This window comes from Neisseria sp. SLRRB23, assembly GCF_050896295.1.
Taxonomy (GTDB): domain Bacteria; phylum Pseudomonadota; class Gammaproteobacteria; order Burkholderiales; family Neisseriaceae; genus Neisseria.
On sequence record NZ_JBPBFH010000015.1, the window covers coordinates 33688 to 57311 of the forward strand.

Genomic DNA, 23624 nt, shown 5'->3' on the forward strand with positions numbered 1-23624 from the left:
CTTTTCTCCCAATATTCCGCCCTCAGACGGCATTTCCGCCCGAAATGCCGTCTGAACGGCTAAAAACACAATATCCCCGCCTCCGACACAAAACCGTCCAGCGGCCGGTCGTGCGCCTCGACCGGCAGTCTGTCCACCAACTGGCAGGCAAAGCCCACGCCCACCGTTTTTGCCTGCAAACGGTATTTCATCGCCGCAAGCGTCGCATCGTAATAGCCGCCTGCCTGTCCTAAACGGTAGCCCAACCTGTCCATGCCGACCACTGGCACAAGCAAGAGGTTCAAATCATGCACACGCCTTTTCCGACCTGCAAACTGAGGGACATGCAGCTTCGCCCTACCGCGCTTGCGTTCCTGTTTTACTCCGTCGGCAGGATAAGGCGTAAACCACATCCGCCGCGAACGCGGTTCGATATAAGGCAGATAGAGTTTGGCACCGCGTTTTTGCGCCGCGTGGACAAACCCGTCCAGCCGCAGTTCATTGCCCATCGGCCAATACACGCCGATTTTCCGCCCCTTTTTGATATAACGTTTAAGCAGGCGGTTAATCGTTTGCCCCGCCGCCAACCGCCCTTGATGCCCCATCTGCGCGCGGGCGCGGCGCAATTCACGGCGCAGGGCGTGTTTTTCCTCATTCCTCATTTCAGACGGCCTTTTAAGTGTTGTTGTAGAATACGGCGATTATAAACGCTCCGTTAACATCAAAACAGGATTCCGCCATGTGGCATATCGTCCTTATCGGCTACCTCTTCGTCGCCGTCATGTATTCCGCCGCCCAGCCCAGCATCGCGCGCGCTTTGATTTATTTGGTTTTTTGGGCAGTGTTACCCACCGCATTTACAGTCTTCGTCGTAACCGTCCGCCGCCGCAACCGCTTGATGAAGCAGCAGGAACAGGCAGAATTCGAACAGCAGCGTGCACAACGGCAAAAAGACAGCGGCACAAAACCCTGAATCCCTTTTCAGACGGCCTCTTATCCGCTATAATCCATAAGTTTTCCATTTCGGAAACACTCTTTTTTTAAAACTTATGCCCACTTTCGCCGAAGGGTGCTTGACAATAGGCGCCGCCTATCAAGTTCTATGCGATTGAATGTGTGCTCTTAACCCTTTCAAGGAAATAACATGTCTCAAATTACTATGCGTCAGATGATTGAAGCCGGTGTCCACTTCGGCCACCAAACCCGTTTCTGGAACCCGAAAATGGCACAATACATTTTCGGTGCGCGCAACAAAATCCACATCGTCAACCTGGAAAAAACCCTGCCGATGTTCCAAGAGGCGCAAGAAGCCGTACGTCGTCTGGTTGCCAATAAAGGTACAGTATTGTTCGTAGGTACCAAACGCCAAGCCCGCGACATCATCCGCGAAGAAGCTACCCGTGCCGGTATGCCTTTCGTTGATTACCGTTGGTTGGGTGGTATGCTGACTAACTACAAAACCGTTAAGCAATCCATCAAACGCCTGGAAGAAAAAACTGCTGCCTTGGAAAACGCTGCCGAAGGCGGTTTCAACAAAAAAGAAATTCTGGAAATGCAACGCGACGTTGAAAAACTGGAACGTTCTTTGGGCGGTATCAAAAACATGAAAGGCCTGCCTGACGCGATTTTCGTTATTGATACCGGCTACCAAAAAGGTACTCTGGTTGAAGCTGAAAAATTGGGCATCCCTGTTATCGCCGTAGTCGATACCAACAACAGCCCTGACGGCGTGAAATACGTTATCCCTGGTAACGATGACTCCGCTAAAGCTATCCGCCTGTACTGCCGCGGCATCGCTGACGCAGTTTTGGAAGGCAAAAACCAAGCGCTGCAAGAAACTGTAGCCACTGCCCAAGAAGCCGCTGCCGAGTAATTCGGTACACAGAAGAGGGGCGTTATGCCCCTTTTCTCAAATATGCCGCCTGAACGTCCGTACGCGGCACACGATTCCCGAATGCGGAAAATCCTTTCCGTATTTCCCAAAAATCTAGGAGATTCAAAATGGCAGAAATTACTGCAAAAATGGTTGCCGATCTGCGCGCCGCTACCGGCATGGGCATGATGGAATGCAAAAAAGCCTTGGTTGAAGCTGAAGGCAACTTCGACAAAGCCGAAGAAATCCTGCGCATCAAATCCGGCGCGAAAGCAGGCAAACTGGCCGGACGTACGGCTGCCGAAGGCGTATTGGCTTAAGCAATCAACGGGAATGTCGGCGCATTGGTTGAAGTAAACTGAGAAACCGACTTCGTTGCTAAAGACGCCGGCTTCGTAGAATTTGCCAACTTCGTTGCGAAAACCGCTGCCGAGAAAAAACCGGCTTCTGTTGAAGAACTGAGCGAACTGGTTGAAGCAGAACGTAAAGCCATCATCGCCAAATTGGGCGAGAACATGTCTGTCCGCCGCTTCCAAGTGATCGACACTGCCAACCAACTGGTTGCCTACATCCACGGTGCTTTGGCTACCGAAGGCGTATTGGTTGAGTACAAAGGCTCTGAAGACGTAGCACGCAAAATCGGTATGCACATCGTTGCCGCTAAACCACAATGCGTAAGTGAAGCCGAAGTAGATGCTGAAACCGTTGAAAAAGAACGCCACATCTACACCGAACAAGCTATCGCTTCCGGCAAACCTGCCGACATCGCTGCTAAAATGGTTGAAGGCCGTATCCGTAAATTCTTGGCTGAAATCACTCTGAACGGCCAAGCATTCGTGATGAACCCTGACCAAACTGTTGCCCAATTCGCTAAAGAAAACGGTACTGAAGTGATCAGCTTCGTACGCTACAAAGTAGGCGACGGTATCGAGAAAGCCGTTGTTGACTACGCAGCCGAAGTTGCTGCCGCTGCTAAAGTGTAAGGCACTTATGAAAAAGAAAGCACCTGGATTCCAAACGAATCAGGGTGCTTTTTTTTGAGAAAACCGTTTACGGTACCTATTTTAAGACGACCGAATATTCAGGCCGTCTGAAAACAAAACAATATAGTGGATTAAATTTAAACCAGTACAGCGTTGCCTCGCCTTGCCGTACTATTTGTACTGTCTGCGGCTTCGTCGCCTTGTCCTGATTTTTGTTAATCCACTATAACAGAACGACACACCATATCATTGTAATTCCGACCGTTTGAAAATTCAGACGGCCCAAACTCCGACCGACGACATTCAAGAAAGCAAGGTATCCCATGACACAGCAAATCAAATACAAACGCGTATTACTGAAACTCTCCGGCGAATCCCTGATGGGTTCCGATCCGTTCGGCATCAATCACGATACCATTGTTCAAACTGTCGGCGAAATTGCCGAAATCGTGAAAATGGGCGTGCAAGTCGGTATCGTTGTCGGCGGCGGTAACATTTTCCGCGGCGTATCTGCACAAGCAGGCAGCATGGACCGCGCCACTGCCGATTACATGGGCATGATGGCAACCGTGATGAACGCGTTGGCACTCAAAGACGCATTTGAAACCTTGGGCATCAAAGCGCGCGTACAATCCGCACTGTCTATGCAGCAAATCGCTGAAACTTACGCCCGCCCTAAAGCCATTCAATATTTGGAAGAAGGCAAAGTTGTGATTTTCGCCGCCGGTACCGGTAACCCGTTCTTCACGACCGACACTGCCGCCGCATTGCGCGGTGCGGAAATGAACTGCGACGTGATGCTCAAAGCCACCAACGTCGACGGCGTGTACACCGCAGACCCAAAAAAAGACCCGTCCGCCACGCGCTACGAAACCATTACCTTTGACGAAGCCTTGAACAAAAATCTCAAAGTCATGGACGCCACCGCTTTCGCCCTTTGCCGCGAACGCAAACTCAATATCGTGGTATTCGGCATTGCTAAAGAAGGCTCGCTCAAACGCGTGGTAACCGGTGAAAACGAAGGTACACTGGTTCACTGCTGATTGCCCCCATAAGGCCGGCAGATATAGTCGCATATGGGCTTCAGACGGCCATTTATTATATGGAGATTAACAAGCCTAGAGCCATCCTGCCTTATACATCAATTTTTCATATGCCGACTATATTGCCTTCCATTTGAAAATGCCGTCTGAACATCGTTCAGACGGCATTTTGTTTTCCATTGTGCAAACCGCCTTGCAGCAGGCGGACAAAATCGGCATAAGGGCAACGCCGTACTCATCACTCGCACCGATTTCAACCTGTTTTGCCGTTTTAACAAACCAAGCATCCCCGATTACAGCACCTTATGCCGCAACCGATTGGCGCAAGGCGACACCCTGTCCGAACTGCCGAGACTGATTAACCGGCAACTGACCGAAAAAAGCCTATAGTGGATTAAATTTAAACCAGTACAGCGTTGCCTCGCCTTGCCGTACTATTTACTATTTGTACTGTCTGCGGCTTCGTCGCCTTGTCCTGATTTTTGTTAATCCACTATAAAATCCTCCGCTGCCATTGCAACCGTAAATCCCGCTATGTGCGGGCAGCCTATTGAAAACCAAACCACAAAACCAGTAAAGAAATATTTTATTTAATTTATGATTTATTTATAAATTAGATACTCTATATGGTCCAGAAAGCAGAAAATCTATGCTTGCACGGCTGCTGATACCTATTCTTTTTTCAGTTTTTATTTTATCCGCCTGCGGGACACTGACAGGTATTCCATCGCATGGCGGAGGTAAACGCTTNGCGGTCGAACAAGAACTTGTGGCCGCTTCTGCCAGAGCTGCTGTTAAAGACATGGATTTACAGGCATTACACGGACGAAAAGTTGCATTGTACATTGCCACTATGGGCGACCAAGGTTCAGGCAGTTTGACAGGGGGTCGCTACTCCATTGATGCACTGATTCGTGGCGAATATATAAACAGCCCTGCCGTCCGTACCGATTACACCTATCCACGTTACGAAACCACCGCTGAAACAACATCAGGCGGTTTGACAGGTTTAACCACTTCTTTATCTACACTTAATGCCCCTGCACTCTCTCGCACCCAATCAGACGGTAGCGGAAGTAAAAGCAGTCTGGGCTTAAATATTGGCGGGATGGGGGATTATCGAAATGAAACCTTGACGACTAACCCGCGCGACACTGCCTTTCTTTCCCACTTGGTACAGACCGTATTTTTCCTGCGCGGCATAGACGTTGTTTCTCCTGCCAATGCCGATACAGATGTGTTTATTAACATCGACGTATTCGGAACGATACGCAACAGAACCGAAATGCACCTATACAATGCCGAAACACTGAAAGCCCAAACAAAACTGGAATATTTCGCAGTAGACAGAACCAATAAAAAATTGCTCATCAAACCCAAAACCAATGCGTTTGAAGCTGCCTATAAAGAAAATTACGCATTGTGGATGGGGCCGTATAAAGTAAGCAAAGGAATTAAACCGACGGAAGGATTAATGGTCGATTTCTCCGATATCCGACCATACGGCAATCATACGGGTAACTCCGCCCCATCCGTAGAGACTGATAACAGTCATGAGGGGTATGGATACAGCGATGAAGTAGTGCGACAACATAGACAAGGGCAACCTTAATTCACACTACCATAACCGCTTGCTACCAAGGAAAACAAAATGAAATTGCCTATTCAAAAATTCATGATGCTGTTTGCAGCGGCAATATCGTTGCTGCAAATCCCCATTAGTCATGCGAACGGTTTGGATGCCCGTTTACGCGATGATATGCAGGCAAAACACTACGAACCGGGTGGTAAATACCATCTGTTCGGCGATGGTCGCGGCAGTGTTAAAAATCGGGTTTACGCCGTCCAAACATTTGATGCAACTGCGGTCGGCCCCATACTGCCTATTACACACGAACGGACAGGATTTGAAGGTGTTATCGGCTATGAAACCCATTTTTCAGGGCACGGACATGAAGTACACAGTCCGTTCGATCATCATGATTCAAAAAGCACTTCTGATTTCAGCGGCGGTGTAGACGGTGGTTTTACTGTTTACCAACTTCATCGGACAGGGTCGGAAATCCATCCGGAGGATGGATATGACGGACCGCAAGGCAGCGATTATCCGCCCCCCGGAGGAGCAAGGGATATATACAGCTACTATGTCAAAGGAACTTCTACAAAAACAAAGAGTAATATTGTTCCCCGAGCCCCATTTTCAGACCGTTGGCTAAAAGAAAATGCCGGTGCCGCCTCTGGTTTTTTCAGCCGTGTGGATGAAGCAGGAAAACTGATATGGGAAAACGACCCCAATAAAAATTGGTGGGGTAACCGTATGGATGATATTCGCGGCATCGTCCAAGGTGCGGTTAATCCTTTTTTAATGGGTTTTCAAGGAGTAGGGATTGGGGCAATTACAGACAGTGCGGTAAGCCCGGTCACAGATACAGCCGCTCAGCAGACTCTACAAGGTATTAATGATTTAGGAAATTTAAGTCCGGAAGCACAACTTGCTGCCGCAAGCCTATTACAGGACAGTGCTTTTGCGGTAAAAGACGGCATTAATTCCGCCAGACAATGGGCTGATGCCCATCCGAATATAACAGCAACAGCCCAAACTGCCCTTGCCATAGCAGAGGCCGCAGGTACGATTTGGGGCGGTAAAAAAGTAGAACTTAACCCGACTAAATGGGATTGGGTTAAAAATACCGGTTATAAAAAACCTACTGCCCGCCCTATGCAGACTTTAGATGGGGAGATGGCAGGTGGGAATAAACCTATCAAATCTTTACCAAACAGCGCCGCTGAAAAAAGAAAACAAAGTTTTAAGAAGTTTAGTAGTAACTGGAGTTCAGCAAGTTTTGATTCAGTGCACAAAACACTAACTCCCAATGCACCTGGTATTTTAAGTCCTGATAAAGTCAAAACTCGATACACTAGTTTAGATGGAAAAATTACAATTATAAAAGATAACGAAAACAACTATTTTAGAATCTATGATAATTCACGAAAACAGTATCTTGATTCAAATGGTAATGTTGTGAAGACCGGTAATTTACAAGGTAAGCAAGCAAAAGATTATTTACAACAACAAACTCATATCAGGAACTTAGACAAATGAATGAACACAACCTATTAATTTTCTGTTTAAAAGACAATGTTTCAATTAGTGAATATACTGAAATGGTTGATTGGGCTTATGAAAACATTCAATCTGAAACAGTTGTAGAAATTACGGAAAATCAAATTATTGAATATCAAAATCGTGGATTATGGAGGCTTGTTTCTGAAATTACCGATAATTGGTTATTTGGACCAAGTGAGGGGGATTGGCTAATAGATAAGGAAAGTATTTTGGCTGTAAAAGAAAAATTACAAAATTCAGATTTTTCTACAGAGTCCTTAGTGAAAAATATTATTCATGTACTTGAATATGCTATAAAAAATGAAAAAACAGTAATTTTTCATTTTTGAAACTAATCTAATTTTTAGCAGCCGTAGGTCGGATTCTCGAATCCGACATTTTCCAACAGCGGCATTTCGGAAACGATAGATGCGTCAAATATTTTTGTCGGATACAAATATCCGACCTACATCTCTGCGCAGCAAACTTTACAAGATATTAATGAATTAGGAAATTTAAGTCCGGAAGCACAACTTGCTGCCGCGAGCCTATTACAGGACAGTGCTTTTGCGGTAAAAGACGGCATTAATTCCGCCAGACAATGGGCTGATGCCCATCCGAATATAACAGCAACAGCCCAAACTGCCCTTGCCGTAGCAGAGGCCGCAGGTACGGTTTGGAGAGGTAAAAAAGTAGAACTTAACCCGACCAAATGGGATTGGGTTAAAAATACCGGCTATGAAACAACTGTTACCCGAAAGACTTTAGATGGGCAAATAGCTGGCAAGAACAAGCCTATTAAACCTTCTTCAGGAGATTATGTCTTGCCGGTAGGCAGACAAATCATAGATCCTACTCGTACATCTTTTTCACAAGCTACAGTTAGCTATCAGAAGCGTGGTGCAAATTACAACTATGATTCTCTTGTAGCTGCAATGAACGAAAAAAAATCATGGGTTGGCGACAGGGTTGATGTTGTTAATATGCCTGATGGAGCACCTACTAGTATGGATAACACGCGTATTATGGCAGCACGTGAAGCAGGGGTAAAAGTGGAAGCGAATGTTCATAATTTTAATGACCGATTATCATCAAAAGAGAGAATCAGGTTTAAGCATGATGGTATTGAGCCTCAAACTTGGGGAGAAGCTATCCAGCTACGAATTAGAAAGCAAGAAACACAAAAAGGAGTTCCAGAAGGGTGGAGCAAAAGATTTCCTAACGGAAGTATTTATGATGTAAAGGTACTTAGGAAATGATAAAACAAAATAGTTTTGTTCCGTATCCTGAAGCAATGCTTCCTAAAGGATTTAAATATCCGCAAAGTTCTTTAAAATTAGCTCAATCCACTCATGCCATTAACTACGATGAACAATATTCTTTTCCTTGGTGGTTTGAAAATGCAGAAAGCAATATATCAGAAGTAATTGACATTTATTTTGAAATAACTGGCATTCCAAACCTATTACCTTTTGCTAGGAACCAAGAGTGGGCTGCCTGTTTTGATATTTCAGATAAATCAGGTAATCCTAAAATTATAGTAGTTAATTTAGATAATACAAAATATTACGAGACTTTTGAAAATTTTGATACTTGGCTAAAAGAAGCTGAAAATGATGGTTGGTAGCAGCCGTAGGTCGGATTCTCGAATCCGACATTTTCCAACAGCGGCATTTCGGAAACGATAGATGCGTCAAATATTTTTGTCGGATACAAATATCCGACCTACATCTCTGCGCAGCAAACTTTACAAGATATTAATGAATTAGGAAATTTAAGTCCGGAAGCACAACTTGCTGCCGCGAGCCTATTACAGGACAGTGCTTTTGCGGTAAAAGACGGCATTAATTCCGCCAGACAATGGGCTGATGCCCATCCGAATATAACAGCAACAGCCCAAACTGCCCTTGCCGTAGCAGAGGCCGCAGGTACGGTTTGGAGAGGTAAAAAAGTAGAACTTAACCCGACCAAATGGGATTGGGTTAAAAATACCGGCTATAAAAAACCTGCTGCCCGCCATATGCAGACGTTGGACGGTGAGATGGCAGGAGGAAACAAGCCAGTTGTTAAATCTATCAGACCAACTACGCGAGATGAATTACGTCAAGCATTGCAAGAACAAGGTTTTAGACGTACTGGTTCAGATGCGGCTCAATATGAAACATGGAAAGGTCCTGATGGCGTGAAAATAGATATTCGTCCAAATGGAGAGGTTATAAGAACCCAAAGAGTGCCGCGAACCGATGGTGTACAGGGAAAATATCCGCAACGACAAGATTATGAAGGCAATCCATTGCCAAATAATCATCATCATTCTGGATACTTTGTCAAATGAAAAAAAATATTTTTCACAATGTAAGCCTTTATGAAATAATCTTTTCCGATAATGGAAATACCCTTACATTATCTTTTACAGATACAATTGAAGGTAATTATTTCGGATATATCAAATGCAGTAATATTTTGAATTTTAAATTAGATACAAATAATTTCGTAGATTATGAGGATAAGGAAGATAGCTTGTTTCCCTTGTTTATACCCGAAATAGAGCTATATAAATACCAATTTTATAGTGAAATTATTATTGATGTAGGGATTATTATAAAAATATCTGCTGAAACAATTAATTTTGAGCCACTGGGAAAATAGTAACTGCTTTCCCAGCAGCCGTAGCAATTGTATTTTTACCCGACGGGGTAAAAATACAATTGCTACATCTCTGCGCAGCAGACTCTACAAGGTATTAATAATTCAGGAAAATTAAGCCCAGAAGCACAACTTGCTGCCGCGAGCCTATTACAGGACAGTGCTTTTGCAGTAAAAGACGGTATCAACTCTGCCAGACAATGGGCTGATGCCCATCCGAATATAACTGCAACAGCCCAAACTGCTCTTGCCGTAGCAGAGGCCGCAGGTACGGTTTGGAGAGGTAAAAAAGTAGAACTTAACCCGACCAAATGGGATTGGGTTAAAAATACCGGCTATGAAAAACCTACTGCCCGCCCTATGCAGACTAAGGCATTAGGTACGGTAGATGAAATTGGCGATACAGTACAGCAGGTTGGGAAACAGACTGGCGGACAAAAAACCAGTGGTGGTAATCCTGCGATTGATAGCGACCCTTATAGCCCAAGTAGTGTGGCAGCTCGCATAGAAGCCGGTAAGGTGCACAGTGATTTACAAATCAAAGACATTTTGAGCAATACTACTCAAAGGAGTAAAACAAAAGGTCCCGCTGTTCAGTATGATAAAGTGGGAGATTACAATGACGCACTAAATGATTTTAATAGTCTGAATGTTCGAAATGTACAAACACGTCCTAATGGGACAATAACGGGCAATTTGCCTGATGGGCGTGCGGTTAATGTTCGTAATGATAGTAGTGGTGGAGAACCAACACTTGAAATAACAATTAGTAATAACCGAAAAATAAAAATCAGATATGGAAATACACGATAAATTATGAAATTAAAAAGCTTAGATTTCCCAACTGGCTATTTCTATTTTGATAATGCAGCAATAAACTTTGATAAAGTAGAAGTTATAGCAGTTGGTTATAGAAATACGGATAAAACCATAAAAATTTCTATTGAAGATGTTATTCATTTTAGGGTTGTTGATGAATCGTATTTTATAGATACTTTTATGGATTTAATTTCGGAAGATGCAGATAGAGCTTTGCTTCATGAAAATGGTGGTCAATCTTTTTTTGAACTTCTTGATGAGCGTTATGCGGAATGGATATTGAAAGAAAGTTATTTTCCTTTGAATAGAGAATTCTTTAAATACTATATTTTTATGTTTGAGCAAACATTCATAGAGATAATTGGTTCTAGTGCAACGTATTCAATTATTGAGAGCTAGCGTAAGATGAGTAATAAGTTGCCTATCTTTCTTTCAGGCAGCCTGAAAATAAAATTACTCGTGTAATGAACCACGCACTTTAAACAGCATAGGTATTTTGATGAGAATGGTATGGCAATTGAGTATATTGGTTTCTACATTCCGTCCGCAATATTCGCGCCTTCCGCATTGAACAATGGTCAGACTTTACGGATATAGCCGTAGGTCGGATTCTCGAATCCGACATTTTCTAACAGCGGCATTTCGGAAACGATAAACGCGTCAAATATTTTTGTCGGATACAAATATCCGACCTACATCTCTGCACAGCAAACTTCACAAGATATTAATGAATTAGGAAAATTAAGTCCGGAAGCACCACTTTCGGCTCTCCGTCTTTTCCACACTCTCGATAGTCCAAGGCAAACAGGGCATGACCTCCTGACGGGTCGGTGGCTAAATACACGCCGATAGGCGGATACTCCCATTCTTCCAGCCAAAGTTTTTGCCCCATCGCGCCGCACAAACTCCCTTCTTTGTCAAAACCGATTCCTGATATCTCGCAAATTTGCACATGATCTTTCGCCCACGAATTTCTCTGCGTGGTCGGAAAGCAGTTTTTGACCAATATCCCGCCGTTTTGTACCGCCATCAATTCAATAAAACTTTGCGGCAATTTATAGCCTAGCTCACTTTCTACGGCAGCCAAAATTTCAGGGGTAAACGGGGCTTCTTTGTAGTTTTCATCTGCCCAACTATTAGTTTTCCATACGGAGGACAAATCAAAATCTTTAAAAACTTGGGACATAATGTTCTTCCTTATTGATTTCAGTGATAACAGAGGGTGGATATTCATACCCTGCTTTTACCGTCCGTCATTCCCACGCAGGTGGGAATCTAGGATGTGGAATCTAAAGAAACCTTTTATTCGATAAGTTTCCGTGCCGAAAGGTCTGGATTCCCGCCTGCGCGGGAATGACGGCAGAGTTTTCGGCAAAAATTGCCCTTCCCGTTTTCAGACGGTCTTTTGCCTTGTCCTTGCTACAGTTTTTTTCCGTAGGTCGAATTCTCGAATCCGACATTTTCCAACAGCGGTTTTTCGGAAACGATAGACGCGTCAAATATTTTTGTCGGATACGAATATCCGACCCACATCTCTATTTGCTCTATGTGTGTACATTGTAGCGTGGGCTTCATCCACGATAATGACGGCTAAAAATGCCGTCTGAAATTTTGGGCTTGATTCATAGGAAAAGCCCACGCTACGGGTTTCTATTCTCTCCTGCTAAGGTTTTTGCCGTAGGTCGGATACGAATATCCGACCTACATTTCAAATTTACATCGCTTCCAATTTCGCAAACTTGGTATCCAGCTCTTTCACGCCTTGTTTGCCGAAGTTGATGGTCAGTCGGGCGGATTCGCCTTTGTCCACGGCATCGATGATGACGCCGGTGCCGAATTTGGCGTGGCGGACGTTTTGACCGATGCGGAAGCCTGCGTAAGTTTGGGGCTGTTTGTAGTCGTCGATGATTTTGTCTTTGGACGCGGCGGTTTGGCGCGGGCTGCCGTAGCTGTCGTAGACGGGTTTTTTGACGGACAGGTAGTGCAATACTTCGGGTGGGATTTCTTCGACGAAGCGGGAGACGATGCCGAATTGAGTTTGTCCGTGCAGCATGCGTTGCTGCGCCATGGTGATGTAGAGGCGTTTGCGGGCGCGGGTGATGGCGACGTACATCAGGCGGCGTTCTTCTTCGAGGCCGCCGCGTTCGGCAAGGCTCATTTCACTGGGGAAGCGGCCTTCTTCCATGCCGGTGAGGAAGACGGCGTTGAATTCCAAGCCTTTGGCGGTGTGGACGGTCATGAGTTGGACAGCTCTTTCACCCGCGCCTGCTTGGTTTTCGCCGGATTCGAGGGCGGCGTTGCTTAGGAAGGCGAGGATGGGAAAAGCAGGGTCGTCTGAAATGTTTTCAGGCAGGGTTTCAAAGTTGCTGTCTTCGGGTTTGAATTCGATGGCGGCATTGACGAGTTCGTCAAGGTTGTCGAGGCGGTCTTGGTTGTCGCCTTTTTGGGTGCGGTAGTGTTCGGTCAGGCCGCTGTCTTTGAGGATGCCGACGATGATTTCAGACAGGGGCAGTTGTCCGACTTGGTTGCGCAGGGCTTCAATCAGGCGGACGAAGGCGGCGACTTTGGCGGCTTTCGCGCCGGCGTTGCAGGCTGCCTGCCAGAGGGTGATGCCTTGTTCGTTTGAGGCCGTCTGAAGGTTTTCGACGGTGCGCGCGCCGATGCCGCGCGGTGGGAAGTTAATCACGCGCAAGAGGGCGTTGTCGTCGTCGGGATTGACGGCGAGGCGTAGGTAGGCGAGCGCGTGTTTGATTTCTTGGCGTTCGTAAAAACGCAGGCCGCCGTAGATTTTGTAGGGGATGCCGCTGCGGAACAGGCTTTGTTCGATGACGCGCGATTGGGCGTTGCTGCGGTAGAGGACGGCGATTTCGTCCAAATCCCAGCCCTCGCGTTCGAGGGCTTTGGTTTCGTCCACGATGAATTGGGCTTCTTCGAGATCGGTAAAGGCGGAGTAGTAGCGGATTTTGTCGCCTGCTTCGGCGTCGGTGCGCAGGTTTTTGCCGAGGCGTTCGTCGTTGTTTTCGATGACGGCGTTGGCGGCGGCGAGGATGTTGCCGACGGAGCGGTAGTTTTGTTCGAGTTTGACGGGCGCGTCGATGTGGAACTCTTCCATCAGCGCGGTCATGTTGCCGACGTGCGCGCCGCGGAATCGGTAAATGCTTTGGTCGTCGTCGCCGACGGCAAATACCGCCGCGTTGCCGCCCGCCATGAGTTTGAGCCAGGCGTATTGCAGTTTATTGGTGTCTTGGAACTCGTCAACGAGAATGTGATTAAAGCGGTTTTGGTAGTGTTGGCGCAGGATTTCGTTGCTTTGCAGCATTTCGTAGCTGCGGAGCATGAGTTCGGCGAAATCGACCACGCCTTCGCGTTGGCAGATTTTGTCGTATTCGGCATAGCATTCAATCATGCGGCGTGTATGCGGATCGGGCGCGCTCAATACGGAAGCGCGCAAGCCGGATTCTTTTTGCGCGTTGATAAAGCCTTGCAATGAACGCGGTGCGATGATTTCTTCGGCGATGTTGAGGCTTTTGAGCAGACGTTTGATCAGGGAAAGCTGGTCGCCGCTGTCGAGGATTTGAAAGGAAGAGGGCAAACCGGCATCGCGGTGGTGCAGGCGCAAAAAGCGGTGGCAGAGGCCGTGGAACGTGCCGAGCCACATAGCGCGGACGTTGACGGGAATCATCGCGCCGAGACGGGTTTGCATCTCTTTGGCAGCTTTGTTGGTAAACGTTACCGCCATAATGCTGTGCACGCTGGCTTGTCCGCTTTGCAAAAGCCATGCGATACGCGTGGTCAGCACGCGGGTTTTGCCGCTGCCCGCGCCTGCCAACACAAGGGCGGATTGTGGCGGCCAGGTTACGGCGGAGAGTTGTTCGGGATTCAAGCCTTGCAGCAGATTAGGGGCGGATTCGTTGGAAAACATAGGGATGCCGTCTGAAAAGTGGAATGCGCTATTTTAATGGAAACGGAAGGATGCCTGACAACTTGATTTTGATTTCGGTTTTGGCAAAGCCCTCGCGACACACACACGCAAAACCTTGATAGGCAGATATCACATTGCGGCGTTCCAAACCGATTTGGACGGACGCATCGGCAGGATACGGGCTGATTTGCCGTACCTGACCATGGTCAAGCTCGNAAAGCCCCTTCCCCGTAAAGGCAGTGTTCGAATAGGCTTTAATACCGCCCTATCGGCTGGGGAGAATATTTCGGTTTGCCGCCTGAACATAGGAATAACCGCCTTTCACTTTGCAAACAACCGAAATCGTACCGATTGTTCAGACACAGCCAAAAACAAATGCCGTCTGAAACCCGAATTGTCAGGTTTCAGACGGCATTTTTTGTTCAGGCGGTTGCCGCTTCTCCGCCGAACACTTCCCGCCACAATTTCCTGACATTACCGTAGTGGGACAGTAATTCGTCGCTTACTTCGGTTTTTGCCGCGTCGCGCAGTTTGGTGTTGTGTTGCTGCTGGCGGTAGAAGCGGTAGGCGGTGCGGCTTTGTTCGGCGAGGGTTTTGTCGATGAGTCCACAGTCGGCGGCGATGTTCAATAGGGCGATGTTGCCGTAGTTATCGAGAAGTTGCGGATATTTTCGGGCATGGGCAAGTATCAGATATTGGACGATAAATTCGACGTCGACCACGCCGCCGCGTGCGTATTTGCCGTTGCTGTCAACCGGCGGATGGGTGGGGAACATTTTTTCGCGCATTTCGATGATTTCACCTGCCAAGGCGGTTTGGTCGCGTTCGGCAGTCAGCATTTCGGTGCGGATGCGGTCGAATGCCGTCTGAATTTCGGGTGTGCCGCAGATGAAGCGGGCACGAGTAAGGGATTGGTGTTCCCACGTCCATGCGTTTTCACGCTGGTATTTTTCAAAGGCGGCGATGCTGTGGGCGAGGAAACCCGCGTCGCCGTTGGGGCGCAGGCGCAGGTCAGTTTCGTAGAGGCTGCCTGCGCCGGTGGCGGCGGAAAGCCAGTTGGTCAGGCGGCGGGCAAGGCGGCTGTACACGTCGCCTGCTTCGGGATGGGGGTCGTCGTAAAGATAGACTAAGTCGAGGTCGGAGGCGTAGCCGAGTTCTTTGCCGCCGAGTTTGCCGTAGCCGATGACGGCGAATTGCGGGGTGTCGCGGTGTTTTTTGGGCATATCCGCCCACGCGCACGAAAGGGCGGCGGCAATGACGGTGTCGGCAAGGGCGGAGAGTTGGTCGGAGAGGAATTCTACCGTCCACAGTCCGGCGAGGTCTTGGACGGCGAGGCGGAAGACTTGGGCGTGCTGGAAGCGGCGTAGGGTGTCCATTTGCGCTTCGGTGTCGCCGCCGCAGGCTTTGAGGTCGTCTGAAAGGGAGGCGGCGAGTGCCTGCCAGTCGAACGCAGTATCCAAAAGCTGCGCGCTGATAAGTTCGTCCAACAAAATCGGATATTTGTTCAGATACGCCGCCACCCATGAGCTTTGGCTCATAATCTCTGCCAGTTGCGCCAAGGTTTGCGGATGTTCGTTGAGGAAGGCGAGATAGGCGGAGCGGCGGCTGATGTTTTCGAGGAAGTCAAACAGCCGCATCAGCGTATCGGTCGGGTTGGGTTGCTCGGCCGCCGCTTGTACCAACAACGGCACAATCGCGTCAAAACGCGGCTGGGCGTGTGCGGAAAGATGGCGGTATTTATGGCCGTTGCGGATTTGGTCGAGCCGCGTGGCGATGGTTTCGGCATCAAACCCATATTCTTTCAGACGGCCTAGCCGTTCTTCTTCATCAGGCTTTTCCTGCCATGTCCATTGCCATTCGCTGTTGCTTTGCGTTTGTTCTTTGGGTTCGCTCAAAATTTCGTTGAACAACCGGTTGACTTGGTTTCGATGTTGATTTAAAGCGTTCAAAAAATCGGCATAATCATCAAATCCCATACTTTCGGCAAGCAGTTGCCGCTGTTCGGGCGAANCCGGCAGGGTTTGGGTTTGCGGGTCGTCCCAGTATTGCAGGCGGTGTTCGACGTCGCGCAGGAAGCGGTAGGCGGCGAGCAGGGTTTCGACGTTTTCAGACGGCATGATCCCGGTTTCGGCAAGTTTCTTCAGCGTTTCCTGTGTGCTTTTCAGTTGCAGCGCGCGCATTTGGCCGCCGCGTATCATTTGGAAAATCTGGGCGATAAATTCGACTTCGCGGATGCCGCCTGCGCCGAGTTTGATGTTGTCCGCCATGCCTTTTTTGCTGACTTCGCTGCGGATTTGGCGGTGCAGGTTCCGCATCGCCTCATACGCGCTGTAATCCAGATATTTGCGGAACACGAAAGGGCGCACCAGCGATTTGATGTCGTTCGGATACGGTGTAACCACGCGGCCTTTGCACCATGCGTAGCGTTCCCATTCGCGCCCCTGCGTAATCAAATATTGCTCCAGCGCGGTTTCGCTCAATACCAGCGCGCCCGAATCGCCGTCCGGCCGCAGCCGCATATCGACGCGGAACACTTGCCCGTCGGCGGTAATGTCGTTCAGCAGCGCAATCAGTTTTTGCCCGACTTTGGTGAAAAACTCCTGATTGCCCCGTTCGCGCCTGCCGTCGGTGTCGCCCGATTCGGGATAGACGAAAATCAAATCGATGTCGGAAGACACGTTCAGCTCATAGCCGCCCGCCTTGCCCATCGCCACCACGCTCAAATGCTGCGGCGATTTGGTATAACGCCCGATCGGCGTGCCGTACATGTCCCGATAATAGGCGTAGGCGAAATCCAGCGCGGTATTGACGGCAAAATCGGCAAACAGCGTAATCGTGCGGGTTACTTCGTTCAAATCGCTGATGCGATTTATATCGCGCACGATAATCTGCGACACGACATAACGGCGCAACTCGCGCAACTGCCGCGCCAATTCTTCCTCGTTTTCTTCTGCGCGGATTTTGTCCCAATCGGCAAAGGCTTGGAAATCCGCTTCGGTCAACACCTTGTCCAGCATGGGCAGGAAAATTTCAGGCTTGAGTTTGCCGTTGTCGAGCTGGCGGGTAAAGAACAGAGAATAGCGGCGGGCGGTGTCGAGGCGGTGGTCGGACATTTCGGATTCCGTTTGGAAGAATGATGGGAATGTTATGGTGGTTTAACTTTGGATCAGGGCGAGGCAACGCCGTACCGGTTTAAAGTCAACCCACTATATCATAGCAACCTTCGATGCCGTCTGAAACCTTGCCCCGATATTCGGACGGATACCTACCGATAAAAAAACAGCGGCAAATGCCGCCGTTTCCTGTTCAAACCTCGCCACGCTCTTTTAAAACAGCATAAGCTGCACCTTTCTCTCGTGTGGAATTTTTAAAAAAACCATCACTCTTTACGATTTCATGCAGCTCCTCACTTGATTTCTCCGCATATTCCATTTTCAACGCCTTATGCTCATTGGCTGCTTCAATCATTCCCTCGCCTACTGCTTTTGCCGCGCTATCCCAAAAACCCATAATCATGTCCTCCAATCGTTTCAAATAAATANGGTCGTTGTTTCTGTCAAGAAACAACGACAGTTTATAAACTGTCGGAAAACAAAATGCCGTCTGAAGGCAGATTCTGACTTTCAGACGGCATTTCAAAACAGATTAAGCGTTCAGCAGGCTTTCATCCAAAGCCAAATCGTCGTTTCGGTTAACCGCCACTTTGCGCGCCAACACGTTTTGCGCGATTTGTTGCGCTTCGGCGAGCGAGTGCATCAGATAAGTGCCGCATTGGTATTCGTTCAGCTCGGGGATTTTGCTTTGGTCTTTGACATTGACCACATCCTGCATCGAGGCGAGCCATGCGTCGGCGACCTGCTGTTCGGAAGGCGTACCGATGAGGCTCATGTAGAAACCGGTGCGGCAGCCCATCGGGGAAATGTCGATGATTTCCACGCCGTTGCCGTTCAAGTGGTCGCGCATAAAGCCTGCAAACAAATGCTCCAGCGTGTGTATGCCTTTTTCAGGCAGGATTTCTTTGTTGGGAATGCAAAAGCGCAGGTCGAATACGGTAATGGTGTCGCCTTTGGGCGTGGTCATGGTTTTCGCCACGCGTACGGCAGGGGCGTGCATACGGGTGTGGTCGACTTTGAAACTGTCTAACAGGGGCATTTTGTTATCCTTTTGAGTAGGTTATGTAGATTTCCGGGATAGGATTTTGTCCAGCAATTCATCGTCCAAGATGCGGTTTTCGACTTTCACCCATTCGCCGCCTGCTTCAGGGAAGCCGTTGCGGCAATATCCTGCCTGTTCGACAAAATCATAGACGGCATGGATGTAGTCGTTGATGCACAAAGCTGCCAAAGTGCAGGCATCGTCCCATAAAATCAAAACATGATTAGGGATATGTTTGTCGGATACATCTTCGACATTGTAGATCTGCAAAGCATCCAAAATCCCATCTTTCGAGGCAGCATAAAAGTAGCCTGTGTCGCCGTCGTCTTCAAAGACGACGCCATAAGGGACATGTTCGAAAAATGATTGTAAAACTTCGGGCGTGCCGACAGTAAAGTCTTTGATTTCGGAAGTCAGATATAGCGGTAATTGTGCCATTGGGTAACAATCTTTTTATATCGAAAATTGAATCACAATTCGGCAATTGCCACCGTTTCGCCCGAAGCCGCGCTTAAGGCTTCGTTCAAAACATCGTAAAAATCGCGGCTGTCGCGCGTTGCCAGCCATTTGCCGTTTTGCTCGGCGAAATGGTAGCCGCCGCTTTTTGCAGCAATCCACAATTCCTGATTGGGCGTGTGGCGGTTGACGATGATTTGCGTGCCGTCTCCGGCTTCGATGGTCAGGACGTTTCCGGCAAACTGGCAGTCGAAATCCCAGCCGTTTTTGTCGATTTGGTCTTCGATGTGTTCGAACAATGCTTCGCTCATGCGGATGAATTCGCTTTCGGTCATCATGGCTTTTTGCGTGTTTTTTGTTTAAGATACCGAATCTTGCCACATTCGCGCTTATGAAGGAAGTTTACCGATGAAATACGGCGTATTTTTTGCGGCGGCAACCGCCCTCCTGCTTTCCGCCTGCGGTTACAAAGGCGACCTCTACCTGCCCAAAGAAGGCAACAAGGCGCGCTTCGGCGTAATCCAAACCGGTTTGCAACTTCAAAGCAAACCGCAATCCGCTTCACAAACCCAAAAATGAAAACGAAAACATGACCCTATTTTGCGAACAAGTCCCCTACCCCCGCCTTGCCGAAGCATTCGGCACGCCGCTTTATGTGTACAGCCAATCCGCGCTGACCGAAGCATTTGAACACTACCAAACCGCGTTTGCCGCGCTTTCCCCGCTCGTCTGCTACGCCGTCAAGGCAAACGGCAATCTGAGTATCATCAAGCACTTTGCTTCTTTGGGTAGCGGTTTTGACATTGTGTCCGGCGGCGAATTGGCACGCGTTTTGGCGGCGGGCGGCGACGCGGCGAAAACGATTTTTTCCGGTGTGGGTAAAAGCGAGGCGGAAATCGAGTTTGCTCTGAATGCGGGCGTGAAATGCTTAAATATGGAAAGCATTCCCGAAATCGACCGCATTCAAAAGGTTGCCGAACGTTTGGGCAAAACCGCGTCCGTCTCCCTGCGCGTCAACCCCGATGTCGATGCCAAAACCCATCCCTACATCTCCACAGGCCTGAAAGCCAACAAATTCGGCATCGCCTACGCCGACGCGCTCGAAGCCTACCGCCATGCCGCCCGCCAAAGCCACCTCAAAATCATCGGCATCGACTGCCATATCGGTTCGCAACTGACCGACTTAAGCCCGCTCATCGAAGCCTGCGAACGCATTTTGATTCTGGTTGACGCGCTTGCCGCCGAAGGCATTGTTTTGGAACATTTGGACTTAGGCGGCGGCGTCGGCATCGTTTACCAAGACGAAAATGTGCCCGACTTGGGCGCGTATGCCCAAGCCGTTCAAAAACTGATCGGGACACGCCGTCTGAAACTCATTCTTGAGCCCGGTCGCAGCTTGGTCGGCAACGCAGGCGCGTTGCTGACACGCGTCGAGTTTGTCAAACACGGCGAAGAGAAAAACTTTGTGATGGTTGATGCAGCGATGAACGATTTAATGCGTCCGGCGCTTTATGATGCCTATCATCACATCGAGGCGGTCGAAACCAAAGACATTGAGCCTCTGACCGCCAACATCGTCGGCCCGATTTGTGAAACCGGCGACTTCCTCGGCAAAGACCGCACCATCGCCTGCGAAGAAGGCGATTTGCTGCTTATCCGCAGCGCGGGCGCGTATGGAGCCAGTATGGCGAGCAATTACAACGCGCGCAACCGTGCGGCAGAGGTGTTGGTTGACGGCGGCGGATACCGACTCATCCGCCGACGCGAAACCTTGGAACAGCAAATGGCAAACGAACTCGCCTGCCTGCAAGCCGACCATCAAAATGCCGTCTGAAGCGGTTCAGACGGCATTGTCCGTTTAAAGTGACATCTTAGGGCCGCATCGGCGGAATATTCAAACACAGCCTGTTTTCAAATGACGACGCAACAAATCCCCGCCTCACCCGGCTGCCGAAGGGAATGGTTGAAAAAAATTACGCGCCCCTGTTATGGGGTGCAATATCTAAGGAATTGAAATGAAGCACGCCCCGATTATCCTCCTGCTTGCCGGTTTGTCCGCCGCCCTCCTTTCGGCGGGCTGCACCGCCCTTCCCTCCGACCGGCCGCCGCTTCACACCCTGCCGAAAAGCGCGCCCATCCAACCCACCAACCCATACAGCCGGCCGCCTTCAGGCACGTCGGACGGCGCGTACAGCATCCGCGCCTCAAACGGGCGCGTATTGAAAAGCATCGTCAAAAACGGCGTGTTCGACCGCTTTGTCGATATTTACCACCCAAACGGCAAACTGCATTCGCACACGCCGGTTGAAAACGGCGTGGCGCAAGGCTGGTCGCAAGGCTATACCGAACAGGGCATATTGCGGACGCGCATCCTGTACCGGGACGGGCATATCATCCGAGCGCAAACTTTGGATGCGTCGGGCAAGGTGGAACGCGAATGGCAGCCGTAAAAGCAAATGCCGTCTGAAGCGGTTCAGACGGCATTTTTAACGCTCTAAAGGCTTACTCGTTCGGCAACCTTAATAGGGAAAGCAGCAGCCCTCCCCAGATTATCACGATTGAGACAATCATCATCACAATGGCGGAAGTACTCATTTTTCGTCTCCTTGTTCATGTTCGTGTTCGTCTTTGACATTAAAATCCTGACCGTGTTTCCAAGGCAGCAGCGACAGCAGCAGCCCGAACATGATTAACGCCGCCGACATCCCCCAGCCGAAAATATTGAGGAAACCATCCGGATAATCGCCGTAGTTTTTTTCCAACAATCCGGCGGTGTCCTGATACAGCATATAGCCGAGCATCACGACGGTAAACACGACGCAGGCCGTCCACAAGCCGCCGACACGAATGGAGGACAAGGCGTTAAGATGCTTGCGCAACTCCGGCAGCCTGCGAAATACGATAATCGCCAAAACATACAAGAAACCGGATGCCACAATGCCGTAGGTATTGACGAATTTGTCCATCACGTCCAAAACCGGCAGCCCCGTCGCCGTACCAAACAACAGCGTGGAAACAATGCCCATCGGAATGCAGACCAGCAGCGTGGCGTTGACGCGCCCGATGTTCAGTTTGTCCTGAATCGCCGCCACAATCACTTCAAGAATGGAAATCATCGACGTAACGCCGGCGAACACCAGCGAACCGAAAAACAATACGCCGATAAGTGCACCCATGGGAGCCTGATTGATGATGGTCGGAAAAGCGATAAACGCCAAACCGATACCGCTGGAGGCGACCTCATTAACCGCCTGCCCGTTTGCCTGCGCCATAAAGCCCAGTGCGGCAAACACGCCGATACCCGCGAGCAACTCAAAACTGCTGTTGGCAAACCCGACTACCAAGCCCGTGCCGCCCAAATCCGTTTTCTTCTTCAAGTAAGAAGAATAGGTAACCATAATGCCGAAACAGATGGAAAGAGAGAAGAAAATCTGACCATAAGCAGCAACCCAGACCTTAGGATCGGCAAGCTTGGACCAGTCCGGCGTAAACAATGCGTCCAGCCCCTTTGCCGCACCCGGCAGGGTCAGGGAAATGCCGACCATAATCAAGAACATGATTACAAGCAACGGCATAAAGAAAGACGATGCGCCAGCCACGCCTTTTTGCACGCCCAAAGCCATAATGACCGATGTGAAAACCCATACGCCGACTAACGGCCCGACAACTTTACCGACAAAATCCAATCCCAAAGCCTCAGGCCCGGCCATATTCAGGAAGTCTTTAAAGAAGAAGTCTTGCGGATTAACACCCCATGCCGCATTGAACGAATAATAAACATAACTTGCCGACCAACCGATAATCACTGCGTAATAGATGCAGATGACGATATTGGTCATCACATTCCACCAGCCTACCGGTTCAAACCAGCGTCCGAGGCGGCGGAAAGCCAACGGCGGGGAACCCCGATAACGGTGCCCGATGGCATAATCAAGCAGCAGCAGCGGAATACCGGCTGTCAGAAGGGCGACCAAGTAAGGCAGCATGAATGCGCCGCCGCCGTTTTCAAAAGCAATATAGGGGAAACGCCAAATATTGCCCAAGCCGACGGCGGACCCGATGGCGGCAATCATAAACGCGCGGCGCGTGCCGAATGTGGCACGTTCTTTCGTTTTGGAATCAGACACGTTGATACCTCTTGAATTATTTATTAAAAACAAGCCGTTATAGGCAAACATATATAGAAACAGCGTCTGACAGGGATAATGTCTTCTGAAAAAACAAACCGGCTTGTGGCCGATTGTTTACAATCTATGTGCTTATCGTAAAAAAATTTAACGCCGATGGCAAGCGGTGAAGGCTTGAAAACGAAAAAATTTTTTATCCAGATACAAAAACCACTCCATAAGAAACAACCGCCAACTTCCCCGTCATTCCCGCAAAAACAGAAAAACAAAAACAGAAAGTCCCGTCATTCCCGCGCAGGTGGGAATCCGGTTTTTTAAGTTCCGTCATTCCCGCGCAGGCGGGAATCCAGTCCGTTCGGTTTCGGTTTTTTCCGATAGATTCCTGTTGCTTTTCATTTCTAGATTCCAAAAGAAGTGAAATGTATCTCCAAATCAATCGCTAACTGGGTTTGGTACAAGTTTGATATTGCAGCCAGCAATCGACGGTTTTCGGAATTGCAGGCTCATCGGAATAG

At 48.9% G+C, this 23624-nt stretch carries 24 protein-coding genes and 5 pseudogenes; 19 read left to right on the forward strand and 10 right to left on the reverse strand.

All coding sequences use genetic code 11. The annotated features are described in order from the left end of the window. Positions 1–59 precede the first annotated feature (59 nt). Positions 60–641 carry a 5-formyltetrahydrofolate cyclo-ligase gene (locus tag ACRPFF_RS05525; RefSeq protein ID WP_432674039.1) on the reverse strand — a complete coding sequence of 194 codons (582 nt, stop codon included), beginning with the start codon at positions 639–641 and terminating at the stop codon, positions 60–62. A gap of 77 nt (positions 642–718) precedes the next feature. On the opposite strand from ACRPFF_RS05525, the gene ACRPFF_RS05530 reads away from it, so the two are divergent. The 16 genes and pseudogenes from ACRPFF_RS05530 to ACRPFF_RS05605 all read left to right on the forward strand — a co-directional run bounded on the left by ACRPFF_RS05530 (position 719) and on the right by ACRPFF_RS05605 (position 10848). Next, the gene (locus tag ACRPFF_RS05530) at positions 719–952 is read left to right on the forward strand and encodes a hypothetical protein (protein ID WP_411712686.1); all 234 of its coding nucleotides are present in this window, start codon (positions 719–721) and stop codon (positions 950–952) included. A gap of 171 nt (positions 953–1123) precedes the next feature. Further along, positions 1124–1852 carry a 30S ribosomal protein S2 gene (gene rpsB / locus ACRPFF_RS05535; RefSeq protein WP_411712687.1) on the forward strand — a complete coding sequence of 243 codons (729 nt, stop codon included), beginning with the start codon at positions 1124–1126 and terminating at the stop codon, positions 1850–1852. 128 nt (positions 1853–1980) lie between these two features. Next, positions 1981–2835: pseudogene (tsf, locus tag ACRPFF_RS05540) on the forward strand (translation elongation factor Ts). A 323-nt stretch (positions 2836–3158) separates the two neighbouring features. Then, positions 3159–3878 carry a UMP kinase gene (gene pyrH / locus ACRPFF_RS05545; protein WP_432674040.1) on the forward strand — a complete coding sequence of 240 codons (720 nt, stop codon included), beginning with the start codon at positions 3159–3161 and terminating at the stop codon, positions 3876–3878. 234 nt (positions 3879–4112) lie between these two features. After that, positions 4113–4265: pseudogene (locus ACRPFF_RS05550) on the forward strand (IS5/IS1182 family transposase); the annotation flags it as partial. A gap of 262 nt (positions 4266–4527) precedes the next feature. Next, on the forward strand, positions 4528–5490 hold the full coding sequence (gene mafA, locus ACRPFF_RS05555; RefSeq protein WP_432674041.1) for an adhesin MafA: 963 nt from the start codon (positions 4528–4530) through the stop codon (positions 5488–5490). 39 nt (positions 5491–5529) lie between these two features. Beyond that, positions 5530–6981, forward strand: coding sequence for a polymorphic toxin MafB class 3 (mafB, locus tag ACRPFF_RS05560; protein ID WP_411712689.1), 1452 nt, complete (start codon positions 5530–5532; stop codon positions 6979–6981). Beyond that, positions 6978–7334: a DMP12 family DNA mimic protein gene (locus ACRPFF_RS05565; protein WP_432674042.1), complete on the forward strand. Its 357-nt coding sequence runs from the start codon at positions 6978–6980 to the stop codon at positions 7332–7334. Before mafB (ACRPFF_RS05560) ends, ACRPFF_RS05565 begins: the two co-directional genes overlap by 4 nt. Before the next feature lie 114 nt (positions 7335–7448). Continuing rightward, a pseudogene (gene mafB, locus ACRPFF_RS05570) lies at positions 7449–8243 on the forward strand (polymorphic toxin MafB class 3); the annotation flags it as partial. Next, positions 8240–8611, forward strand: a complete 372-nt coding sequence (locus tag ACRPFF_RS05575; protein WP_432674043.1) for an SMI1/KNR4 family protein — start codon at positions 8240–8242, stop codon at positions 8609–8611. The pseudogene mafB (ACRPFF_RS05570) and the gene ACRPFF_RS05575, both read left to right, overlap by 4 nt. Positions 8612–8707: 96 nt before the next feature. Further along, positions 8708–9046 (forward strand): annotated as a pseudogene (locus ACRPFF_RS05580) (MafB family polymorphic toxin); the annotation flags it as partial. Beyond that, on the forward strand, positions 9026–9319 hold the full coding sequence (locus tag ACRPFF_RS05585; RefSeq protein WP_002254397.1) for a hypothetical protein: 294 nt from the start codon (positions 9026–9028) through the stop codon (positions 9317–9319). The pseudogene ACRPFF_RS05580 and the gene ACRPFF_RS05585, both read left to right, overlap by 21 nt. Further along, positions 9316–9633, forward strand: a complete 318-nt coding sequence (locus ACRPFF_RS05590) for a hypothetical protein (protein ID WP_002215112.1) — start codon at positions 9316–9318, stop codon at positions 9631–9633. The genes ACRPFF_RS05585 and ACRPFF_RS05590 overlap by 4 nt, the downstream gene beginning before the upstream one ends. A gap of 69 nt (positions 9634–9702) precedes the next feature. Further along, positions 9703–9999, forward strand: a pseudogene (locus ACRPFF_RS05595) (MafB family polymorphic toxin); the annotation flags it as partial. Continuing rightward, entirely contained in the window at positions 9991–10443 is a 453-nt protein-coding gene (locus ACRPFF_RS05600; RefSeq protein WP_411712723.1) for a hypothetical protein, read from the forward strand. The pseudogene ACRPFF_RS05595 and the gene ACRPFF_RS05600, both read left to right, overlap by 9 nt. A 3-nt stretch (positions 10444–10446) precedes the next feature. Beyond that, positions 10447–10848 (forward strand): hypothetical protein, encoded by a 402-nt coding sequence (locus tag ACRPFF_RS05605; RefSeq protein WP_250314658.1) that lies wholly within the window; start codon positions 10447–10449, stop codon positions 10846–10848. A gap of 325 nt (positions 10849–11173) precedes the next feature. Here ACRPFF_RS05605 and ACRPFF_RS05610 read toward each other — a convergent pair whose 3' ends face one another. From ACRPFF_RS05610 to cyaY, 7 genes are all read right to left on the reverse strand, one after another. After that, on the reverse strand, positions 11174–11635 hold the full coding sequence (locus ACRPFF_RS05610; RefSeq protein ID WP_411712690.1) for an SMI1/KNR4 family protein: 462 nt from the start codon (positions 11633–11635) through the stop codon (positions 11174–11176). A 528-nt stretch (positions 11636–12163) separates the two neighbouring features. After that, positions 12164–14371, reverse strand: a complete 2208-nt coding sequence (uvrD, locus tag ACRPFF_RS05615) for a DNA helicase II (protein WP_432674044.1) — start codon at positions 14369–14371, stop codon at positions 12164–12166. Between the two features lie 422 nt (positions 14372–14793). Next, complete coding sequence (gene glnE / locus ACRPFF_RS05620; RefSeq protein WP_432674045.1) at positions 14794–17484, reverse strand: bifunctional [glutamate--ammonia ligase]-adenylyl-L-tyrosine phosphorylase/[glutamate--ammonia-ligase] adenylyltransferase; 2691 nt, start codon at positions 17482–17484, stop codon at positions 14794–14796. 193 nt (positions 17485–17677) lie between these two features. Further along, positions 17678–17881, reverse strand: a complete 204-nt coding sequence (locus ACRPFF_RS05625; RefSeq protein ID WP_432674046.1) for a hypothetical protein — start codon at positions 17879–17881, stop codon at positions 17678–17680. A 135-nt stretch (positions 17882–18016) separates the two neighbouring features. Beyond that, positions 18017–18523 carry an S-ribosylhomocysteine lyase gene (luxS, locus tag ACRPFF_RS05630; RefSeq protein ID WP_411712694.1) on the reverse strand — a complete coding sequence of 169 codons (507 nt, stop codon included), beginning with the start codon at positions 18521–18523 and terminating at the stop codon, positions 18017–18019. 21 nt (positions 18524–18544) lie between these two features. Next, positions 18545–18964 carry a DUF2251 domain-containing protein gene (locus ACRPFF_RS05635; RefSeq protein ID WP_432674047.1) on the reverse strand — a complete coding sequence of 140 codons (420 nt, stop codon included), beginning with the start codon at positions 18962–18964 and terminating at the stop codon, positions 18545–18547. A 32-nt stretch (positions 18965–18996) separates the two neighbouring features. Then, the gene (gene cyaY / locus ACRPFF_RS05640) at positions 18997–19320 is read right to left on the reverse strand and encodes an iron donor protein CyaY (RefSeq protein WP_432674048.1); all 324 of its coding nucleotides are present in this window, start codon (positions 19318–19320) and stop codon (positions 18997–18999) included. A 70-nt stretch (positions 19321–19390) separates the two neighbouring features. Here cyaY and lptM point away from each other — a divergent pair, with 70 nt between their 5' ends. The 3 genes from lptM to ACRPFF_RS05655 all read left to right on the forward strand — a co-directional run bounded on the left by lptM (position 19391) and on the right by ACRPFF_RS05655 (position 21432). Next, positions 19391–19561 carry an LPS translocon maturation chaperone LptM gene (gene lptM, locus ACRPFF_RS05645; protein WP_432674049.1) on the forward strand — a complete coding sequence of 57 codons (171 nt, stop codon included), beginning with the start codon at positions 19391–19393 and terminating at the stop codon, positions 19559–19561. A 10-nt stretch (positions 19562–19571) separates the two neighbouring features. Further along, positions 19572–20816, forward strand: a complete 1245-nt coding sequence (lysA, locus tag ACRPFF_RS05650) for a diaminopimelate decarboxylase (protein ID WP_432674050.1) — start codon at positions 19572–19574, stop codon at positions 20814–20816. Between the two features lie 181 nt (positions 20817–20997). After that, complete coding sequence (locus ACRPFF_RS05655) at positions 20998–21432, forward strand: toxin-antitoxin system YwqK family antitoxin (protein ID WP_432674051.1); 435 nt, start codon at positions 20998–21000, stop codon at positions 21430–21432. A 52-nt stretch (positions 21433–21484) separates the two neighbouring features. Here the strand turns inward: ACRPFF_RS05655 and ACRPFF_RS05660 are convergent, their stop codons facing one another. Next, positions 21485–21577, reverse strand: coding sequence for a methionine/alanine import family NSS transporter small subunit (locus tag ACRPFF_RS05660; protein ID WP_002233157.1), 93 nt, complete (start codon positions 21575–21577; stop codon positions 21485–21487). Continuing rightward, entirely contained in the window at positions 21574–23109 is a 1536-nt protein-coding gene (locus tag ACRPFF_RS05665) for a sodium-dependent transporter (protein ID WP_432674052.1), read from the reverse strand. The genes ACRPFF_RS05660 and ACRPFF_RS05665 overlap by 4 nt, the downstream gene beginning before the upstream one ends. Positions 23110–23624 lie beyond the last annotated feature (515 nt).

Excerpts from the sequence above, each read along its gene's own strand:
- ACRPFF_RS05565 (WP_432674042.1), top strand. The coding sequence starts at position 6,978 with ATGAATGAACACAACCTATTAATTTTCTGTTTAAAAGACAATGTTTCA.
- ACRPFF_RS05575 (WP_432674043.1), top strand. The coding sequence starts at position 8,240 with ATGATAAAACAAAATAGTTTTGTTCCGTATCCTGAAGCAATGCTTCCT.
- uvrD (WP_432674044.1), bottom strand. The coding sequence starts at position 14,371 with ATGTTTTCCAACGAATCCGCCCCTAATCTGCTGCAAGGCTTGAATCCC.
- ACRPFF_RS05605 (WP_250314658.1), top strand. The coding sequence starts at position 10,447 with ATGAAATTAAAAAGCTTAGATTTCCCAACTGGCTATTTCTATTTTGAT.
- ACRPFF_RS05525 (WP_432674039.1), bottom strand. The coding sequence starts at position 641 with ATGAGGAATGAGGAAAAACACGCCCTGCGCCGTGAATTGCGCCGCGCC.
- mafB (WP_411712689.1), top strand. The coding sequence starts at position 5,530 with ATGAAATTGCCTATTCAAAAATTCATGATGCTGTTTGCAGCGGCAATA.
- ACRPFF_RS05600 (WP_411712723.1), top strand. The coding sequence starts at position 9,991 with ATGCAGACTAAGGCATTAGGTACGGTAGATGAAATTGGCGATACAGTA.
- lptM (WP_432674049.1), top strand. The coding sequence starts at position 19,391 with ATGAAATACGGCGTATTTTTTGCGGCGGCAACCGCCCTCCTGCTTTCC.
- ACRPFF_RS05660 (WP_002233157.1), bottom strand. The coding sequence starts at position 21,577 with ATGAGTACTTCCGCCATTGTGATGATGATTGTCTCAATCGTGATAATC.
- pyrH (WP_432674040.1), top strand. The coding sequence starts at position 3,159 with ATGACACAGCAAATCAAATACAAACGCGTATTACTGAAACTCTCCGGC.
- luxS (WP_411712694.1), bottom strand. The coding sequence starts at position 18,523 with ATGCCCCTGTTAGACAGTTTCAAAGTCGACCACACCCGTATGCACGCC.
- ACRPFF_RS05590 (WP_002215112.1), top strand. The coding sequence starts at position 9,316 with ATGAAAAAAAATATTTTTCACAATGTAAGCCTTTATGAAATAATCTTT.
- ACRPFF_RS05530 (WP_411712686.1), top strand. The coding sequence starts at position 719 with ATGTGGCATATCGTCCTTATCGGCTACCTCTTCGTCGCCGTCATGTAT.
- rpsB (WP_411712687.1), top strand. The coding sequence starts at position 1,124 with ATGTCTCAAATTACTATGCGTCAGATGATTGAAGCCGGTGTCCACTTC.
- ACRPFF_RS05610 (WP_411712690.1), bottom strand. The coding sequence starts at position 11,635 with ATGTCCCAAGTTTTTAAAGATTTTGATTTGTCCTCCGTATGGAAAACT.
- ACRPFF_RS05655 (WP_432674051.1), top strand. The coding sequence starts at position 20,998 with ATGAAGCACGCCCCGATTATCCTCCTGCTTGCCGGTTTGTCCGCCGCC.
- cyaY (WP_432674048.1), bottom strand. The coding sequence starts at position 19,320 with ATGATGACCGAAAGCGAATTCATCCGCATGAGCGAAGCATTGTTCGAA.
- ACRPFF_RS05585 (WP_002254397.1), top strand. The coding sequence starts at position 9,026 with ATGGCAGGAGGAAACAAGCCAGTTGTTAAATCTATCAGACCAACTACG.
- ACRPFF_RS05635 (WP_432674047.1), bottom strand. The coding sequence starts at position 18,964 with ATGGCACAATTACCGCTATATCTGACTTCCGAAATCAAAGACTTTACT.
- lysA (WP_432674050.1), top strand. The coding sequence starts at position 19,572 with ATGACCCTATTTTGCGAACAAGTCCCCTACCCCCGCCTTGCCGAAGCA.
- ACRPFF_RS05625 (WP_432674046.1), bottom strand. The coding sequence starts at position 17,881 with ATGGGTTTTTGGGATAGCGCGGCAAAAGCAGTAGGCGAGGGAATGATT.